The organism is Pseudomonas sp. MF6767 (assembly GCF_016405475.1).
In the GTDB taxonomy this organism is placed as follows: domain Bacteria; phylum Pseudomonadota; class Gammaproteobacteria; order Pseudomonadales; family Pseudomonadaceae; genus Aquipseudomonas; species Aquipseudomonas paracarnis.
Genome location: NZ_JAEKCY010000002.1, coordinates 67,716 through 86,033 on the forward strand (window position 1 = coordinate 67,716; position 18,318 = coordinate 86,033).

At 61.3% G+C, this 18,318-nt stretch carries 20 protein-coding genes; 12 read left to right on the forward strand and 8 right to left on the reverse strand.

The features are described 5' to 3' along the window. The first annotated feature begins 290 nt into the window (after nt 1–290). The 4 genes from JFT58_RS03715 to pcsA all read left to right on the forward strand — a co-directional run bounded on the left by JFT58_RS03715 (nt 291) and on the right by pcsA (nt 4,249). Entirely contained in the window at nt 291–1,541 is a 1,251-nt protein-coding gene (locus JFT58_RS03715; protein WP_032892020.1) for a ribonucleotide-diphosphate reductase subunit beta, read from the forward strand. Nucleotides 1,542–1,689: 148 nt separating this feature from the next. After that, nucleotides 1,690–2,178: a DUF1289 domain-containing protein gene (locus JFT58_RS03720; RefSeq protein ID WP_054895944.1), complete on the forward strand. Its 489-nt coding sequence runs from the start codon at nt 1,690–1,692 to the stop codon at nt 2,176–2,178. Nucleotides 2,179–2,463: 285 nt separating this feature from the next. After that, the gene (locus JFT58_RS03725; protein ID WP_054895945.1) at nt 2,464–3,384 is read left to right on the forward strand and encodes a class I SAM-dependent methyltransferase; all 921 of its coding nucleotides are present in this window, start codon (nt 2,464–2,466) and stop codon (nt 3,382–3,384) included. Between the two features lie 148 nt (nt 3,385–3,532). After that, nucleotides 3,533–4,249 (forward strand): phosphatidylcholine synthase, encoded by a 717-nt coding sequence (gene pcsA / locus JFT58_RS03730; RefSeq protein WP_003191017.1) that lies wholly within the window; start codon nt 3,533–3,535, stop codon nt 4,247–4,249. Nucleotides 4,250–4,253: 4 nt separating this feature from the next. On the opposite strand, the gene JFT58_RS03735 is transcribed toward pcsA, so the two are convergent. The 3 genes from JFT58_RS03735 to JFT58_RS03745 are packed head-to-tail and all read right to left on the reverse strand — an operon-like array spanning nt 4,254 to nt 6,477. Beyond that, nucleotides 4,254–5,018, reverse strand: coding sequence for a nuclear transport factor 2 family protein (locus tag JFT58_RS03735; protein ID WP_054895946.1), 765 nt, complete (start codon nt 5,016–5,018; stop codon nt 4,254–4,256). Between the two features lie 39 nt (nt 5,019–5,057). Beyond that, the gene (locus tag JFT58_RS03740) at nt 5,058–5,528 is read right to left on the reverse strand and encodes a nuclear transport factor 2 family protein (RefSeq protein ID WP_054895947.1); all 471 of its coding nucleotides are present in this window, start codon (nt 5,526–5,528) and stop codon (nt 5,058–5,060) included. Nucleotides 5,529–5,577: 49 nt separating this feature from the next. Next, nucleotides 5,578–6,477 (reverse strand): haloalkane dehalogenase, encoded by a 900-nt coding sequence (locus tag JFT58_RS03745; RefSeq protein WP_054895948.1) that lies wholly within the window; start codon nt 6,475–6,477, stop codon nt 5,578–5,580. A gap of 114 nt (nt 6,478–6,591) precedes the next feature. On the opposite strand from JFT58_RS03745, the gene JFT58_RS03750 reads away from it, so the two are divergent. Together JFT58_RS03750 and JFT58_RS03755 are read left to right on the forward strand one after the other, a co-directional pair. Next, nucleotides 6,592–7,530, forward strand: a complete 939-nt coding sequence (locus JFT58_RS03750) for a LysR substrate-binding domain-containing protein (RefSeq protein ID WP_054895949.1) — start codon at nt 6,592–6,594, stop codon at nt 7,528–7,530. 603 nt (nt 7,531–8,133) lie between these two features. Beyond that, complete coding sequence (locus tag JFT58_RS03755; RefSeq protein WP_003191011.1) at nt 8,134–8,913, forward strand: TSUP family transporter; 780 nt, start codon at nt 8,134–8,136, stop codon at nt 8,911–8,913. Here JFT58_RS03755 and nudC read toward each other — a convergent pair. Beyond that, nucleotides 8,881–9,714 (reverse strand): NAD(+) diphosphatase, encoded by an 834-nt coding sequence (gene nudC / locus JFT58_RS03760; protein WP_198834298.1) that lies wholly within the window; start codon nt 9,712–9,714, stop codon nt 8,881–8,883. The genes JFT58_RS03755 and nudC overlap by 33 nt on opposite strands. A gap of 5 nt (nt 9,715–9,719) precedes the next feature. After that, complete coding sequence (locus tag JFT58_RS03765; protein ID WP_054898694.1) at nt 9,720–10,532, reverse strand: crotonase/enoyl-CoA hydratase family protein; 813 nt, start codon at nt 10,530–10,532, stop codon at nt 9,720–9,722. Nucleotides 10,533–10,716: 184 nt separating this feature from the next. Here JFT58_RS03765 and JFT58_RS03770 point away from each other — a divergent pair, with 184 nt between their 5' ends. From JFT58_RS03770 to JFT58_RS03780, 3 genes are all read left to right on the forward strand, one after another. Beyond that, nucleotides 10,717–11,271 carry a UPF0149 family protein gene (locus JFT58_RS03770; RefSeq protein WP_054898695.1) on the forward strand — a complete coding sequence of 185 codons (555 nt, stop codon included), beginning with the start codon at nt 10,717–10,719 and terminating at the stop codon, nt 11,269–11,271. Nucleotides 11,272–11,507: 236 nt separating this feature from the next. After that, nucleotides 11,508–12,764: a 3-phosphoshikimate 1-carboxyvinyltransferase gene (locus JFT58_RS03775; protein ID WP_034127624.1), complete on the forward strand. Its 1,257-nt coding sequence runs from the start codon at nt 11,508–11,510 to the stop codon at nt 12,762–12,764. Nucleotides 12,765–12,897: 133 nt separating this feature from the next. Further along, nucleotides 12,898–13,287, forward strand: coding sequence for a hypothetical protein (locus JFT58_RS03780; protein WP_034127625.1), 390 nt, complete (start codon nt 12,898–12,900; stop codon nt 13,285–13,287). Nucleotide 13,288: 1 nt separating this feature from the next. On the opposite strand, the gene JFT58_RS03785 is transcribed toward JFT58_RS03780, so the two are convergent. Continuing rightward, nucleotides 13,289–13,888, reverse strand: coding sequence for an NAD(P)H-dependent oxidoreductase (locus tag JFT58_RS03785; protein ID WP_054898696.1), 600 nt, complete (start codon nt 13,886–13,888; stop codon nt 13,289–13,291). Nucleotides 13,889–13,960: 72 nt separating this feature from the next. Between JFT58_RS03785 and JFT58_RS03790 the strand changes: the two genes are divergently transcribed. Next, nucleotides 13,961–14,563: a TetR/AcrR family transcriptional regulator gene (locus tag JFT58_RS03790; RefSeq protein WP_054898697.1), complete on the forward strand. Its 603-nt coding sequence runs from the start codon at nt 13,961–13,963 to the stop codon at nt 14,561–14,563. On the opposite strand, the gene JFT58_RS03795 is transcribed toward JFT58_RS03790, so the two are convergent. Then, on the reverse strand, nt 14,553–15,230 hold the full coding sequence (locus tag JFT58_RS03795) for a GNAT family N-acetyltransferase (protein ID WP_054898698.1): 678 nt from the start codon (nt 15,228–15,230) through the stop codon (nt 14,553–14,555). The genes JFT58_RS03790 and JFT58_RS03795 overlap by 11 nt on opposite strands. Nucleotides 15,231–15,286: 56 nt before the next feature. After that, nucleotides 15,287–16,171, reverse strand: a complete 885-nt coding sequence (locus JFT58_RS03800) for a LysR family transcriptional regulator (protein WP_054898699.1) — start codon at nt 16,169–16,171, stop codon at nt 15,287–15,289. A gap of 113 nt (nt 16,172–16,284) precedes the next feature. Between JFT58_RS03800 and JFT58_RS03805 the strand changes: the two genes are divergently transcribed. Together JFT58_RS03805 and JFT58_RS03810 are read left to right on the forward strand one after the other, a co-directional pair. Then, nucleotides 16,285–17,517, forward strand: a complete 1,233-nt coding sequence (locus tag JFT58_RS03805; protein ID WP_054898700.1) for an MFS transporter — start codon at nt 16,285–16,287, stop codon at nt 17,515–17,517. Between the two features lie 38 nt (nt 17,518–17,555). Further along, entirely contained in the window at nt 17,556–18,266 is a 711-nt protein-coding gene (locus JFT58_RS03810) for a FadR/GntR family transcriptional regulator (protein WP_054898701.1), read from the forward strand. Nucleotides 18,267–18,318 lie beyond the last annotated feature (52 nt).

The window sequence follows — 18,318 nt, forward strand, 5'->3', positions numbered from 1 at the left end:
AATATCTATTTATCTATTCTATAAAGATATATGAAGTAAATATTCTTCGCCTCCCATCTGCCCGGCGCCCAACGTTCGGCAGCGACTTATAACCGCACATCTTGTGCGTTGACCAACCTTGTTACACACCATATAGTGTGCCCACAAACAAAACAGACCACTACATAGTGTGCAGAATCGGTATTTGCCGACCACACTCAGCGCAGTATTTCAATGCCTGGTAGCCTGCAAATCGCACATTTTTTGGACGGGTTGAACACCGTCAGAACGGATCAGAAGGGAGTATTTCAATGCTGAGTTGGGATGAAGTCGACAACGAAGACACCGGTGCAGCGGTGATCAAAGGCGCCAACGCCGGCCACGCCACCGAAGCCAACATGGACCGCCTCGACGGTGCCGGCGCCGCTGCCGCCGTGGAAGCCCGCGCCGTCACCGCCAACGACTCCGCCGCCATCGTGCGCGCCAAGGCCGCCCTGGACAAACTCGACGTCGCCGAAGGCCTCGCCGAACTCGAAGGCGCCTCCGCCCGCGTCGCCGTTGACGAAAAGCGCATGATCAACTGCCGCGCCGACCTCAACCAACTCGTGCCATTCAAGTACGACTGGGCCTGGCAGAAGTACCTCGACGGCTGCGCCAACCACTGGATGCCGCAAGAGGTCAACATGACCGCCGACATCGCCCTGTGGAAAAACCCCGAAGGCCTGACCGACGACGAACGCCGTATCGTCATGCGCAACCTGGGCTTCTTCTCCACCGCCGACTCCCTGGTGGCCAACAACCTGGTGCTGGCCGTGTACCGCCTGATCACCAACCCGGAGTGCCGCCAGTACATCCTGCGCCAGGCCTTCGAAGAAGCGATCCACACCCACGCCTACCAGTACTGCATCGAATCGCTGGCCATGGATGAAGGCGAGATCTTCAACATGTACCACGAGATTCCATCGGTGGCCAAAAAGGCCGCCTGGGGCCTGAAGTACACCCGCTCGATCTCCGATCCGAAGTTCGAAACCGGCACCGTCGACACCGACAAAGAGCTGCTGCGCAACCTGGTCGCCTACTACTGCGTGCTGGAAGGCATCTTCTTCTACTGCGGCTTCACCCAGATCCTGTCCATGGGCCGCCGCAACAAAATGACCGGCGTGGCCGAGCAGTTCCAGTACATCCTGCGCGATGAGTCGATGCACCTGAACTTCGGTATCGACGTGATCAACCAGATCAAAATCGAAAACCCACACTTGTGGGATGCCGAGATGAAAGAAGAAGCGACCCAGATGATCCTGCAAGGGACGCAGCTGGAGATCGAATATGCGCGGGATACCATGCCTCGTGGGGTGCTGGGCATGAATGCGGCGATGATGGAAGATTACCTCAAGTTCATCGCTAACCGTCGCCTGTCGCAGATCGGCTTGAAGGAAGAGTACCCAGGCACGACTAACCCGTTCCCGTGGATGAGCGAGATCATGGACTTGAAGAAAGAGAAGAACTTCTTCGAGACCCGTGTGATCGAGTATCAGACCGGCGGCGCGTTGAGCTGGGACTGAATCAACACGAACCAATAAATGTGGGAGCGGGCTTGCCCGCGATAGCGCTGTATCAGTCACGGATGTACCCACTGACACACAGCTATCGCGGGCAAGCCCGCTCCCACATTGGCTATTGATGATCCATAGACTTTGCAAGCAAGCCTTTATGCCCAACCAAACCATCAAAACCCCTTGCGTCGGCCTGTGCTCCACCGTCTACGGTGACCTGGTCTGTCGGGGCTGCAAGCGCTATCACCACGAGGTGATCCAGTGGAATGGCTATAACGCCGAGGAAAAACAGGCGGTGTGGCTGCGTCTGGAACAACTGCTGGTACAGGTAATGGCCAGCAAGCTGGAAGTGTTCGACCCGCATTGCCTGCGACAGCAGTTGGAAGCGCGCAAGATTCGTTTTATGCCGCACCAGTCTCCGTATTGCTGGGCATACCAGTTGATTGCGCGGGGTGCGCGGGTGATTTCCAGGCTGGATGCCTATGGTTTGACGCTGTTACCGGAGTTTCGTGAACGCCACCTGGCGGATTTGCGCGATGCGATAGATCGAGAGTTCTTTTTGCTGTCCGAGGCACATTACGAACGCTATATCGCCCCGGTTTTCTTGAAAGAGTCATTCGGGCCGGCGCTGATTGCCACGCGCTGACCCAAATCGCAAACACTGCGGGAACGCGGTACAACGCTGGACCTGTGGCGAGGGAGCTTGCTCCCGTGACGGCCCTGACAGCCGACGATGATCCAACTCACGCTCCGCGATCCAAAGTAGATAAGCGTCGACTATCAGCCCGTCATCGCAGGCAAGCCAGCTCCCACAGTTGGATGCCGGGGCTTCAGGTATATATGGGTCGGCTGTCAGGCCGCCATCACAGGCAAGCCCGTTCCTTCCCAATTGTGTTTAAAATGCCGCCCGCCCGATGACTGACGCTTAACGATGAACCCAGACGCACTCGCTACCCTGCACGCCCACTTGCTCACTGCCCTGGCTGACCCGCCTGCGGAAACCCGGCGCCTGTTCCATGGCCGTGGCCGTTGCTGGCCGGGCTTGGAACAACTGACGGTGGACTGGCTGCAAGGGGTGGTGCTGGTTGCTTTGTTCAAAGAAACCGAGCACCTGGATGCCCTGAAGCACACGCTGTTGCAGATCGAGTGGAGCCGTTTCGGCGTGCACACCGTGGCCCTGCAACACCGCTACCTGCCGCAAAGCACCACCGAATGGCTGGTGGGCGACGCCATCGACGAACTGACCATCACCGAGGGCGGCCTGCGCTACCTGATCGACCTGGGTAAAAAACAGAACAGCGGGCTGTTCCTCGACATGCGTTACGGGCGCAACTGGGTGCGCGAACAAGCCCACGGCCAGCGTGTGCTGAATTTGTTTGCCTATACCTGCGGTTTTTCCGTGGCCGCCATCGAAGGCGGCGCCGACCATGTGGTGAACCTGGACATGGCCCGTGGGGCCCTGAGCCGTGGCCGCGACAACCATCGCCTGAATGGGCACGACCTGAGCCGGGTGAGTTTCCTGGGCCACGACCTGTTCAAGTCCTGGGCCAAGGTGACGAACAACGGCCCTTACGACCTGGTGATCATCGACCCGCCCTCCTTCCAGAAAGGCAGTTTCCTGCTGACCAAGGATTACCAGCGCGTGCTGCGCCGCCTGCCGGACTTGCTCAGTGCCCACGGCACCGTGCTGGCATGCATGAACGATCCGGCCTTCGGCGAGGACTTCCTGATCGACGGCGTGACCCGCGAAGCACCGGGCCTGCGGTTTGTACAGCGGCTGGAAAACCCACCGGAATTTCCTGACATTGACCCCCAGAGTGGGCTGAAGGCCCTGGTGTTCCGTCAGGGTTGATGCCGAAACATCCTACGCTTGCTACGCTAACGGATACGCCGGGCGGTGAACCTTATCCTCCCCTTCCCGGTCGATACCTGCATTCCCTGGCCAGACTCGACGGCGCTACGTTGTCGGCTGCCCCGTTTGACCTTTTGGAGAACCGCCCGTGATATCGACCCTGCATGTAGCCAGACTCAAAGCCTGGGGCGCCCACGGCTTTACCGCCACCGGTGTGGTACTGGCCTTTTTGGCCACCCTGGCGCTGCTGGAAAACTCCCCCAAGGCGTGCCTGCTGTGGCTGGGCCTGGCACTGGTGGTGGATGGCGTCGACGGCTCGCTGGCGCGACGGGTGAATGTCAGCACGGTGCTGCCCAGCTTTGACGGCTCGGTGCTGGACCTGGTGATCGACTACCTCACCTACGTGTTCATTCCTGCCCTGTTTATCTACCGCTACATCGACCTGCCTGATTTCACCCACCTGTTTGCGGTGTCGGTGATCCTGGTGTCGTCGCTGTTCTGCTTTTGCAACGTGAACATGAAGAGCAAGGACAACTACTTCGTCGGCTTCCCTGCCGCCTGGAACGTCGTTGCCCTGTGCGTCTATATCATCCAGCCGGATGCCTGGGTCACCTTGCTGACCGTGATCGGCCTGGCGCTGTTGACCGTCACGCCGATGAAGTTCCTGCACCCGTTCCGGGTCAAGCGCTTCATGCCGATCAACATCGCGGTGACCACCATCTGGCTGCTGTGCAGCTTCCTGATGGTGGTGGATTACCCGAACACCAACCCTTGGACATTTGGCTTATGGTCGCTGATGTCGGCGTACTTCCTGGGTATCTGCATCTGGCGCACGGCCGTGGAATGGCTGGGCGCGCACAAATAACGCTCTAGAATGGGCCGTTGTCGTGGGGTACGACATCGGGGAACACCGCGGCTACCTGCCACTGTTCAGCGATCTTTGCATGCGCATCGATCCTGAACAGGTCCCAGAAGGTATGGGTTTGACCATTGATCCGTCCCTCTGACTGGACCGCCGCAAACTCACCTTCAGCCACCACTTTCCTGATCGCGACATACTCCTTGTCGCTCACCGCCAGCGCTTGCGCCAGGCAAGCGGCGCCATCGGCAATCTCCGTAATGTGCTGCGCCAATCCATGCTTGCTGAGGAACTCAGGCAGGCGCCGATGCTGCCTGTCGACCAGCACCGTCTGGATGAAGGCGGTTGCAGTGTTTTTGCTGTGCGCGGTCCTGTCCGCATGTTCGACTGTCGCCGGCCCGTCGAACTGGGTGCGGCCCGATGCCGAAATGCGCATGACGGGCACCGACGCATCCCAATGCTCTTGGATCTGATCATCCGCAACGCGGAACATGTCGATGCCGACAACGACTTCGCCGCCGGTGAATACGCCGTTGAGCCAGTTGCGATGAATGCCGTGCAACACCACCAGATCGCCGTCGCTGAAGATCCGCACCAGCTCGTAGCTGTAGTCGTCTCGCAGGCTTGCCACTAACTGCTCAAGACCTTCTCGGCCGGTTTGCACATAGGGGCTGTGCTGTTTGTAGGTGGGGGCTACCCACTTCTGGATCACGGCCGGGTCCTTGGCGGTCATCAGTTCGGTCCACATCGTGGTTACCACATCTTTTGCGTTCATGTACCACCTCGTCTTTGCAATCAGCAATTGCCGCTGTCGCTACCTCGCGTCACCGTCAACGGGACGCGCCAGGCCAAAATCGAGCAGCGCAACGTACGGGTTCCAATGCTCGCGATAGGTTTTGATCTTGCCGCCTTCCAGCGTCACGATCGAAATGTAGTTCTGCTCGTAGAGCTTGCCCGAGCCCTTGATGGTGGCTGTGCCGGTGTATTCATACACGTAGGTATGCGGGGTCTTCAGCGTATGAATGGCCCAATTCTCTACCGGTCCGATATCGAGGTTTTCCATATAAGGCACGAGTGAGCTGAAGTAGCGTTTCATGGCTTCACTTCCACGGACCTCTTTGAAGAACAGGCCAAACTCGGTGGGCGCGAACGGAAATTCCCAACCGCCGTCCGGGGTGAAATAGGGAATCATCCGTGTCGGGTTTTCGGTCCAGCCGTTGACTGCATTGCAGACAAAGCGCGCCACTTCCAAGGCATCGTCGGGGCCTTTGTAGGTGTGTTTCATGGTCTACCTCCAGGGGGTCAGGTCATGCACGGGTGTGAATGGGATGGCTTCAGGTAATGGGGCGCAGTTCTCGCAGGAACAGCGACAGCGCCAGGCCGATCTCGGCCGGAGAGTCTTCCTGCAGGCTATGAATGCCCGGCACGCTGACCTCGCGTTGATTGGCCCAGGTGCGGGCATAGGCCAGCGCACGCCCGGTGAGCACCGCGCCTGGCTCCCCGACGATCAGCAGCTTGGGCAGTGCCTCGGTCGCCAACCATGCGCCAGACGCCTCGATGATCTTGACGACATTGGCCGGTTCACCCTCGATAGGCAGTTCGCGGGGCCAGGCGAGGGTCGGCCAGCGGTTTTCCCGGGTGGCGAAGGGTGCGCGGTAGGCGTCCATTTCCTCGACGCCCAGAGTGCGCAACGTGGTGCGAGGCAGAATCCCCTCGATGAAGAGGTTCTCCTCAAGGATCATCTGCTCGCCTGGTTCCGAGCGCAGGGCTTTGAAGAGGTCCTTGCCTGCGCCAGCGTAATCGTCCCAGCTTCCCGGAAACACCACACCTTCCATATACACCAGCGCCTGTACACGATCCCGGTTGCGGTTGGCCCAATGCGCCCCCAGCGCAGTGCCCCAGTCATCGGTAACCAACACAACGTTGGTCAACCCCATGGCCTCGAACCAGGCCTCGAGATAGCGGGCATGATCCTCGAAGCGATAGGCGCGAGTCGGCGACTTGCCCGAGAGCCCCATACCCACTAGGTCCGGCGCCAGGCATCTGCCGTGCGGCAGCGCGTGAGGAATGATATTGCGCCACAGATAGGACCACGTGGGGTTGCCGTGCAGGAAGACGATGGGCTCGCCTGCGCCGACGTCCACGTAGCTCATGTCGGTGTCGAGGACGGCAACTCGCTGGCGTGGATGCGGGTCGCCATATTGCGCAAGATTGTCGGCGGTAAGCAGAGGCATGTCGGCGGCTCCTTGAGTGCCAGTTGATTCGGTGAGTCATCAGCCTAACCAAACGACAATCATCCCAATAGATGCTATTTTTGAACCATCTGTTACCTGAAATCGGACAATAGAATGACCACCCAGGCTGTGCTGGAGGACCTCAACGATCTCTACTATTTCTCCATGGTCGCCGAGCACGGCGGGTTCTCGGCGGCGGGCCGAGTGCTAGGCATCCCCAAGTCGCGGCTCAGCGCACGCGTTGCGGCGCTCGAACAACGCCTGGGCGCCCGCCTGTTTCATCGAACCACACGCCATGTGTCTCTGACTGACCTCGGTGAGCGATTTTTCATCCATTGCCGCGCCTCGATCACTGAAGCGCTGGCGGCTCAGGAAGTCATCGACATGGCCAGCGCCGCGCCGCGCGGGCTGGTGCGCATCAGTTGCCCGGTGCTGGCGACCCAGGTATTCCTGGCCCCTTACCTGCCGCCGTTCATGGCCCGTTACCCCCAGGTGCGCGTGCAGGTGCTTGCCACTGATCGCACGGTGGACCTGCAGGCGGAATCGGTGGACATTGCCGTGCGGCTGCGTCAGCCGGAGGATATGGACCCCGACCTGGTGGCCAAACCGCTGGGGATCAGCCGGCGCATCCTGGTTGCCAGCGCGGACTACCTCAAGCGCACAGGGCCGCTGTCTCATCCGGACGAGCTGGCACAACGGCCAACGCTCTACTACGAAGCGGCAGATGAGCCACAGCCGCAATGGCTACTGGTTGGCCCTGATGGTGCGCGCACCACCGCCAAGCTGCGGCCGACCTTGATGTGCAGGGAGCATGAAACGATCCTGAATGCGGCCATCCAGGGGTTGGGCATCGCGATGATGCCGGATGTTGCGTGCCTGCCCGCCCTGGCTCGACAGCAACTGGTGGTGGTGCTGCCAGAATGGAGTGCCCCCGAGCTGACACTGCACCTCGCGTATTCGGCGCGGCGCGGCATGCTGCCTTCGGTCAGGGCGCTGATTGACTTTCTGTCCGAGCATCTGCCACAGATTGTGATGCAGAACTCGGTTCGGTGAGGCTGGTGCCTACACAATACTTGTTAAGTACCAAATACCTTGTGGGGCTTGCCTGCGATAGCGGTGGTTCTGTTACGGACTCAGTGACTGACACTCCGCTGTCGCGAGCAAGCCCGCTCCCACAGGGGGACTGGGCCAGGCGCTGATTTTTGTGGGCCATACATGGCCAATGTGGGAGCTGGCTTGCCTGCGATAGCGGTGGTTCTGTTACGGATTCAGTGACTGACACTCCGCTATCGCGAGCAAGCCCGCTCCCACAGGGGGACTGGTCCAGGCGCTGATTTTTGTGGGCCATACATGGCCAATGTGGGAGCTGGCTTGCCTGCGATAGCGGTGGTTCTGTTACGGACTCAGTGACTGACACTCCGCTATCGCGGGCAAGCCCGCTCCCACAGGGGGACTGGGCCAGGCGCTGATTTTTGTGGGCCATACATGGCCAATGTGGGAGCTGGCTTGCCTGCGATAGCGGTGGTTCTGTTACGGACTCAGTGACTGACACTCCGCTATCGCGGGCAAGCCCGCTCCCACATTTGCATCGCATAGACCCGCCACATCGCAGTAAGATGCAGCCTTTCTGCGGCCCTCCAACAATAAGCCCTGCCCATGCCCTTCGAACTCAGCGTTGACCTCACCACCCTGGCCATCCTGGCCGTTGTCGCTTTTATCGCCGGTTTTATCGACGCCATCGCCGGCGGTGGCGGTTTGTTGACCACGCCCGCCCTGCTCACCGCTGGTATGCCGCCGCACCTGGTGCTGGGCACCAACAAGCTCAGCTCCACCTTCGGCTCGGCCACCGCCAGTTTTACCTTCTACCGGCGCAAGCTGTTCCACCCACGCCAATGGGTGCACGCCATCGTCGGTACCTTGATCGGTGCGCTGACCGGCGCAGTCGTCGCCCATTACTTGCCCGCCGAAACCTTGAACAAGATGCTCCCGGTGATCGTCTTCGCCTGCGGTGTGTACCTGCTATTCGGTGGCACGCCCAAGGCGCCACTGGACGCCGAGGCACCGATCAAAAAGAAATGGCAAGCCACCCAGGGCTTTGGCCTGGGTTTCTACGACGGCGTGGCCGGGCCCGGCACGGGGGCGTTCTGGACGGTCAGCACGATGCTGCTGCACCCCATCGACCTGGTGAAGGCCAGCGGCGTAGCGCGCAGCATGAACTTCGTCAGCAACGCGGCGGCGCTGACGGTGTTTATCATCAATGGTTCGGTGGACTGGATTGTCGGCCTGGCGATGGGGGTATCGGTGATGTGTGGCGCGTTCTTTGGCGCACGCAGCGCGATCAGCGGCGGCGCCAAATTCATTCGCCCGGTGTTTATCACCGTGGTCCTGGGCCTGACCGTGCGCCTAGCCTGGCAGCACTGGTTCAGCGTGGCCTAAACGGCGGGCCACGTAGAGGTCGATGAGGTAACGCGCAATCGAGCGTGACGCCGGCAACGGCGGCAGCTCGTGGATATTGAACCACTGCGCGTCCTCGATCTCGTCGGCCTGGGGCACGATATCGCCACCGGCGTATTCGGCGTGAAAGCCCAGCATCATCGATTGAGGGAACGGCCAGCATTGGCTGCCCATGTACTGGATGTTCTTGACCTCCAACTGCACCTCTTCACGCACTTCACGGATCAGGCAGTCTTCGGCGGACTCACCCGGCTCGGCAAAACCGGCCAGGGTGCTGTAGACCCCGGTGACGAAACGCGGCGAACGCGCCAGCAGGATGTCATCGCCACGGGTCACCAGCACGATCATGCTCGGTGAGATCCGTGGGTAGCTGCGCAGGTCGCAGGCCTGGCAATACATCGCTCGCTCCCTCGGCACCTGCACCATCGCCTGGCCACAACTGCCACAAAAACGGTGTTCCCGCGCCCAGGTACCGATCTGCGCGGCGTAGCCCAGCACCTTGTACAGGGTGTGATCACCTTGCAGCATAAAGCCGCGCAAGCCCTGCCAACTGCACCCTGGCACATCAGCCGGCGAGTCGAGTTCCAACAGGTACACCGGCTCGCCGTCGAGGTGGCCGATGCCGTGTTCGGCAAACACCGGCAGGTCCTGGCGCTTGAGCCATTCGCGCGGGAACAGCGGGCCGTTGGTGTCGTGTAAGAAGCCTTCGCGGCTGCGGGCGACGGCCCAGCCGCCGGGGGCGTCGTTGTCCAGCAGCGTTGTGGTAATCCAGCCTGGGGTCATGTCAGTCAATCCACGAATTCGGGTTTCTGCTTACTCATATGGGCCGCAATGGCCACGCGCAGGTCGCTGGATTGCAACATAGCCGAGTTCCAGGTGGCAACGTATTCCAGGCCGTCATTGACTGTGTGGTCACGCATGTAGCTGATCATGGCCTTGGTGCCGGTCACGGCAATCGGCGACTTGGCGGCGATTTGATGGGCCAGGTCCATGACACCCGCCAGCAGGCTTTCATGATCGGCAAACACGCGATTGACCAGGCCGATGCTGCGCGCTTCTTCAGCGCCGAACTGACGACCGGTGTAGGCCAGTTCACGCAGCATCCCGTCGCCAATAATGCGCGGCAGGCGTTGCAAGGTGCCGACATCGGCGGCCATGCCGATGTCGATTTCCTTGATCGAGAATTGCGCGTCCTCGGCTGCATAGCGCATGTCGCACGCGCTGATCAGGTCGATGGCGCCGCCAATGCAGTAGCCCTGGATCGCCGCCAGCACGGGCTTGCGGCAAGTGTCCACGGCGTTGAACGAGGCTTGCAGCTCAAGAATCTTGCGGCGCAGCAGGCGTGCATTGCGCCCCACGTCCTTGCCAAAGTCATTGGCGATCGAGGCCAGCATCATCAGGTCGATGCCCGAGGAAAAATGCTTGCCCGCGCCGCTGAGCACCACGGCACGCACGGCGTCGGTCTCGTCGACCCATTGGAAGATGTCGATGATTTCGGTCCAGAACGCCGCGTTCATGGCGTTGATCTTTTCCGGGCGATTGATCTGCACATGGGCAACGTTGCCGCTGAGTTCGACAACGAAGGCTTGGTATTCGGACATGGCAGTGATCCCTGACTGGCGATTGAGAAAGGCCAGACTATATCAAGGGTGCGCCACGGCGCATCGGCCAAAAACGGGACTGACCACGGTGAGGGAAAAGACGCTGGATAAAACCCGATGCACAGGCCATCCTTTGCGCTTTAAGCCGCGCTGTGCGCGGCGCTCGACGTTTTAAGGAAATGCCATGCACGCCCAACCCCCCGCTCCCGCCGATTTCGAATTCATTGACGCCACCTTGCTCAAATACGGCGAAGACCACTCGGTGCTGAACATGGCCGAACTCGACGGTTATTTCACCGCCCTGGTTTCCAGCCCGGCCAAGGTGGATGTGGCCGAGTGGTTCCCGGCAATCTGGGGTGGGCAAAACCCTGAATGGGACAACATGGACGAGGCCCAGGCTTTTCTTGAGCTGTGTGTACGCCATATGAATACCCTGGCCGCACAATTGGCCACTGACTCCCAGGCATTCAAAGCCCGTTTCGATGAAACCGAACATCAAGACCAGGCGGTGACCCTTGCCGAGGAATGGTGCTTTGGTTATGTGCGCGGCGTGACAATCGCCAACTGGCCGCCATTGCCCGCTGTACAAGCCGGGCAACTGGAGCGGATTTCCTGCTGCGCCGAACAGGACAATTTCGAACTGCCGGCAGACCTGGATGTAAACGCCCATCAACTGCAGATCAGCGAAATCGAACCGGCTGCACGGGCGCTGCATGACTACTGGTTGAGCCAGCGCTAAGGCAGTAGGAGCGAGCTAGCTCGCGAAAAACTTACAGGCGCCGCGTTCATTCAGGAAGCACGCTTATCGTTGACGTTTTTCGCGAGCAAGCTCGCTCCTACATTCGGGCCGCAGCGCATGCCAATAAAATACGCAGATCACCCACTCACTCGACAAGCATGGCGTGTTTGCCTGATGATTCGGGTCCGCACGTCGGCCACTCCACGCCACCTCGCCTTGACCAGGAGCCTTGTACCTTGAGTTCGCAGAAAACCGTGACCGTTACACCGCCCAACTTCCCCCTCACTGGCAAGGTCGCGCCCCCCGGCTCCAAATCCATTACCAACCGTGCTCTGTTGCTCGCGGCACTGGCCAAGGGCACCAGCCGTTTGAGCGGCGCGCTCAAAAGCGATGACACACGCCATATGTCGGTCGCCCTGCGGCAGATGGGCGTCACCATCGACGAGCCGGACGACACCACCTTTGTCGTCACCAGCCAAGGCTCGCTGCAATTGCCGGCCCAGCCGTTGTTCCTCGGCAACGCCGGCACCGCCATGCGCTTTCTCACGGCTGCCGTCGCCACCGTGCAAGGCACCGTGGTACTGGACGGTGACGAGTACATGCAAAAACGCCCGATCGGCCCGCTGCTGGCCACCCTGGGCCAGAACGGCATCCAGGTCGACAGCCCCACCGGTTGCCCACCGGTAACGGTGCATGGCGCGGGCAAGGTCCAGGCCAGGCGTTTTGAGATTGACGGAGGCTTGTCCAGCCAGTACGTATCGGCCCTGCTGATGCTGGCGGCGTGCGGCGAAGCACCGATTGAAGTGGCGCTGACCGGCAAGGACATCGGCGCCCGTGGCTATGTGGACCTGACCCTCGATTGCATGCGTGCGTTCGGGGCCCAGGTAGACATCGTGGACGACACCACCTGGCGCGTGGCCCCCACGGGCTATACCGCCCATGATTACCTGATCGAACCCGACGCTTCCGCCGCCACTTACCTGTGGGCCGCAGAAGTACTGACCGGTGGCCGTATCGATATTGGTGTAGCCGCGCAGGATTTCACCCAGCCCGACGCCAAGGCACAGGCCGTGATCGCGCAATTCCCGAACATGCAGGCCACGGTGGTGGGTTCACAAATGCAGGATGCGATCCCGACCCTGGCGGTGCTCGCCGCATTCAACAATACCCCGGTGCGCTTCACTGAACTGGCGAACCTGCGCGTCAAGGAATGTGACCGCGTGCAGGCGCTGCACGATGGCCTCAACGAAATTCGCCCGGGCCTGGCGACCATCGAAGGTGATGACCTGCTGGTTGCCAGCGACCCCGCTTTGGCTGGCACCGCCTGCACCGCACTGATCGATACCCACGCCGACCATCGCATCGCCATGTGCTTTGCCCTGGCCGGGCTGAAAGTCTCGGGCATTCGCATCCAAGACCCTGATTGCGTAGCCAAGACCTACCCTGACTACTGGAAAGCGCTGGCCAGCCTGGGCGTTCACTTGAGCTACTGACACACAAACCTGTGGGAGCGAGCTTGCTCGCGAAAAACGTTAACCAAAACGCGTGTTTGCTGAATGAATGCGGCGCCTGTGAGTTTTTCGCGAGCAAGCTCGCTCCTACAACTGAACCTTGCCGGGAGCGTCAATGACCCTTCGCCAACCCTGCCCACCCGGCGCCTGTGTCTGCAACCGTGAACAACTGCTGGAAGCTCCCGGCGCTGATCTGCGCATTCTGCAACTGACGCGACAGCAGGAAAAAATCCTGCTGGAGCGCCTGGAAAACCTCAAGAGCCTGCAAGACCTCGAACACTTGCAACAGCGGATGTACGACCAACTCGGCATCCGCGTCCACATCGCGCCCGGGCATACCGAGGTCAAAAGCATGCGCGGGATCCAGATCGTCATCGACGAACTGCCGGGCATGTGCCGCAAGACCCGCCAGTCGATCCCCGCCTCCATTCGCCGTGGCCTGGAGAAAAACCCAGAGATTGCCTACCGCTTGCTCGACGCCCACGACCTGTTTCGCGACGCTTGAATTATCCCGCGATGGCCTCACGCTCAAACAACCCCTGCCCCACGGTCCGGGCCTTGTGCAAATGCGCCTGGGCCGTGCCACTTTCCGAGTCCAACAACAACTCGGAAGTGAGTACCCGCGCCCCGCAATAATCAAAGATGCCGTAGTCGATCTGGGTATTCATGGCCTTGGCATAACCGTGTCGATCGAAGGCGCTTTCGTCAGCCGCCCCCAGGGCCAGCACATGTACGTGCAAATGCCTGAGTTTCTTCTGCACCGGTGTATCGGGGCCGTAATCAATCGCCCAGCCATTGACGAATACGCGGTCGACCCAACCCTTGAGCAACGCTGGCATTGACCACCAGTAGATGGGGAACGCCAGCACCAGCGCGTCGGCGCGGTCTATGCGGGCCTGTTCGGCCTGCACGTCGGCTGGCGGCGTCGCCCGAGTACGGTGCACCCGATGGTCGGCGATGGTGTAGCGTGGATCGAACCCTTCAGCGGCAAGGTCGGCTATTTCAAAGGTGTGGCCAGAGGCGGTCAAGCCCGCGCCCACCTCGGCGGCCACACTGTGGGTGAGAGATTGCGGGTCGTGATGAGCAACTACGATCAGTGCGTGCATGACTTTGACTCCATTTGAGCTTAATCTACTTTTAGTAAGTTACGTCGAATAAGTTACTTTTGGTATATAAGCATGTCAAGCAGTGAATCCCCTGCCCCACGTCGTCGTTTGTCCCGTGAAGATCGCCTGCGCCAGTTACTCGACGTGGCCTGGCAATTAGTGCGTGACGAAGGCACCGACGCCCTGACTCTGGGCCGCCTGGCCGAGCTGGCGGGCGTCACCAAACCAGTGGTTTACGACCACTTCGCTACACGCGCAGGGTTGCTGGCCGCGCTGTATGCAGACTTCGACGCGCGCCAGGACCAGGTATTTGCCGATGCCATCGCCACCAGCAAGGCGACCCTTGAGGACCGCGCGTGGGTTATCGCGTCGTCGTATGTCGATTGTGTGTTGTTGCAAGGTCGGGAAATACCCGGGGTGATTGCCGCCTTGAGCGGTTCGCCGGAGTTGGAAGCATCCAAGCGCGAATACGAGGCGATCTTTCTCGATAAATGCCGAGACGCGCTGTCGCCCTTCACCCACGGCGGCAGCATCTCTCAGGCCGGGTTGCGCGCCATGCTCGGCGCGGCGGAAGCCCTGTCCCATGCGGCGGCCAATGGCGAGATCAGCCGCGAGGAAGCTCAGCAGGAGCTGCTGGAGACTATCCTCGCGATGGTCATGCGCGTCAGGCCGTAGGCAGACGGCCCTGGACGAACAGTTGCGCCTTGCGCGTCAACTGGTCCAGGTGCCGATCACGCTGTTTCTCTGCGTCGACCATGGCGCGCTTGCCGTGTTTTTGCAGCAGGTAGGTGTGGATCTGCCGCACTTCCAGCGAGCTGTAGATTGAGGCCACATCCAACACGCCCATCAACCCATCGGTGCCGTAGTTGCGGGTGTTCATCACGACCTGGGGGCCACGCGCACCGCGTACCTGGAAACCCATGGCTTCGAACACCGCAACCTTCTCTACCGCACAGGCCAGTTCGGCGTGGGGATAACGCGCCAACACTTCGTCCATCATGCTGCGTGCCACACCCTGGCGACGAAAGCCCGCCTGCACCGCCATAAACGCGATGCCACACGCGTGCGGATCATCCTTCACCGGCAGATACAGGCAAAAACCCACCACCGTCTCGTCTTCCATCGCCACGACCAACTCGACGGCGATGCCCTTTTCGCCATTCAACGCCTCAAGGTACAGGTGCACCTCAAACCCGATGGCGTACTGGTAGATGTTGTAGAGCAGATTGCTCGGTGCCAGCGCTACGCTGCTGATATCGGTGAGGTTGTCCACCACCATCTGCAGGATCTGGCTGTTGACCGGTTCGGGGCACGGCGTGGTGTAGCGGGTAAGACTGAACATGCAAATTCCTGGGGTTTCGCGTCAAGGCAGCGGCGATTGTACCTGTTGCGCGCCGATCATGGCCCGCACACCTCGCGCAAACATGCGCGCAGCCAGCGATGGGCCAGGTCGGCGTCCTGCCGCGGGTGCCACAGCATCGCCACGGTAAATGGCGGCAATGTCACCGGCAGCTCAAAGCAGTACAAGCCTCGAGGCGGCACTGTGATATAGCGCTCAGGCACGCTGGCGATCAGGTCGGTATCACGCGCCAGGGCGATGGCCGTGTTGAAACCGGCGACCACGATGCCGACCTGCCGAACCAGACCTTGCGCCTCAAGGGCCTCGTCGATCTGGCCACGGTCCTGCCCACGCCGCGACACGTAGACATGTTGTCCCTGGGCGAAACGCGCTGCGCTAAGAGGGCCGCGGCTCAGAGCATGGCCCTCGCGCACCACGCCCACCAGGCGGTCACGGAACAGCGCCTGGGTCAGCACCTCCGGGCTGGCGCCGGCATCGACCACACCGGTTTCCAGGTCGACGACACCGTCGCGCAGCAACGTACTGTGCTTGTCGCTCTTGTGCACGAAACGCAATCGCACCCCTGGGGCGTCCTGGGCGATACGCGCCAGCAAGGCGGGGCCGAAGCGTTCGACGAACTCCTCGCTAGTGCGCAGGGTGAAGGTGCGCACCACCTCACCCAAGTCCAGGGTGTTTGCCGGGCGCAATACCGCATGGGCGTCCTGCACCAATTGGCTGACCTGTTCACGCAATTGCAACGCCCGGGGCGTCGGTACCAGGCCGCGCCCGGCACGTACCAGCAGCGGATCGCCAGTGGCTGCACGCAAACGCGCCAGGGCCCGGCTCATGGCCGAAGGGCTCAGGCGCAGGCGCTGGGCGGCGCGAGCGACGCTGCCTTCGGCAAGCAACACGTCCAGGGTGATGAGTAAATTGAGGTCGGGCATGGGGTCTCCTTATCAGGCGTTGGATGCAGCTATAACCTGCAACCCCTGCGTCTTCCGCCATCTTAGGCGACGCCGTAGATTTGCGACAGGTGCATTCACTCAAGGAAACGCGCATGCAAACCTCCACACGCGGCGGCCTGGTGGCCTTGTCGCTGTCCATGTTGCTGGCCGCCCTGGGCACCAGCATCGCGAATGTCGGCCTGCCCAGCCTGGCGCACGCCTTCGGTGCCTCGTTTCAGGCCGTGCAGTGGGTGGTGCTCGCCTACCTGCTGGCCATCACCGCCGTGATTGTCAGCGCCGGGCGCCTGGGCGACCGTCTGGGGCGCCGGCGCTTGCTGCTGGCCGGGTTGCTGGTGTTTGCCCTGGCCTGCGCCGGTTGTGCCGCCGCGCCAACCCTGTCCTGGCTGATCGGCGCACGGGCATTCCAGGGCCTGGGCGCGGCGATCATGATGGCGATGACCCTGGGCATGGTCGGTGACACGGTCACGAAAGCGAATACGGGCCGAGTCATGGGCCTGCTCGGCACTATGTCGGCACTCGGCACGGCCATGGGGCCGAGTGTCGGCGGAGTATTGCTCAGCCTGTGGAGCTGGCGCGCGCTGTTTCTGATCGGCCTGCCCTTGGCGGGTGTGGCTGCCGCCCTCGCCTACCGTTATTTGCCGGCGGATGCTAACGCCCGCGAAGCTTCGCCAGGCGATACACTCTGGGCGCCCCTGCGCGATGCGCCGTTGCGCGCCGGCCTGGTCATGAGTGTTCTGGTGTCGGCGGTGATCATGGCCACGTTTGTGGTGGGCCCGTTCTACCTGTCCCGTGGCCTGGGCCTCGATCCCGCCTGGATGGGCTTGGCCATGGCCGTCGGGCCAACGGTCGCGGCGGTTACCGGTGTACCGGCGGGTTACCTGACCGATCGCCTCGGCAGCCAACGCCTGACCTTCGTGGGATTGAGCGTGATGCTGTGCGGGGCCCTGTTGCTGTCGCAGGCGTCCGGGCTTGGTGTTTATCTCGCGGCGCTGATCGTGTTGACAGCCGGCTACAGCCTGTTCCAGGCGGCCAACAACACGGCGGTAATGAGCGATATACAGGCGACACGCCGAGGCACAGTGTCCGGCCTGCTGAATCTGTCGCGCAACCTGGGCCTGATTTTCGGCGCCTCAGCCCTCGGCGCGGTGTTCGCCCGCGCCACCCCGGATGTCAGCCATGCCGCGCCCCAGGCGGTGGCAGCCGGCCTGCACGCCACCTTCGCCATGGCGGTAGGTTTGCTGTTACTGGCTGTGCTGATCGCCTGGAGACGCGCACATTCCCTGGCCAGCGCGAAGCAGACAAACGTTGACAAGCTAAAATCGTAACGACTATTGTCTGACAACCTGATCACCAAGGTTCTCCCATGCTTGAGCTCCAGCGCCCCGATTCGCTTGTCGTACGGGTTGTCAGCGCCATTCGCGCAGAAATCGAATCCGGCCAACTGGCCCCGGAGTCGCGCCTGCCGACCGAACAGCAACTGGCCGAACAACTCAACGTCAGCCGCTCCGTGGTGCGTGAAGCCATTGCCCAGCTCAAGGCCGACGGTGTGCTCACCGCCCGCCGTGGCCTGGGCTCGTTTATTTCGCAGACCCCTGCAGGCACGGTGTTTCGGTTTCCACAGCCCAATGGTCGGCGACCTGACCTGGCGCAAATGTTCGAAGTGCGCTTGTGGATCGAAACCCAGGCCGCTTCGATTGCCGCCCAGCGCCGCGACACCGCCGACCTGCAGCGCATGAAAAGCGCGTTGCAGGCCATGCAGGACAACCGCGACGACTTTGAAGCCGCAGCCCTGGCCGATGTGGAATTCCACCGTGCCATTGCCGACGCCAGCAAGAATGACTACTTCGTGGCCTTCCATGACTTCCTCAGGAGCCAGTTGGCCAGTGCGCGTAAAACCGCGTGGGAAAACTCGGCCTCGCGCTTTGCCACCGGTTCGGCCGACGCGACCCTGGAACATCAACAGCTCTACCAGGCCATTGCCGACGGCGACGCCCAGCGCGCCGCTGCCAGTGCCGAGGCGCACCTGCGTGCCGCGGCGCGACGCCTGCAACTGGAATTACCCACCACGAATTGATCCACCTTGTTTGCAGCGTGTCCGTGGACACGCCATTTTTTTAACAAAAACA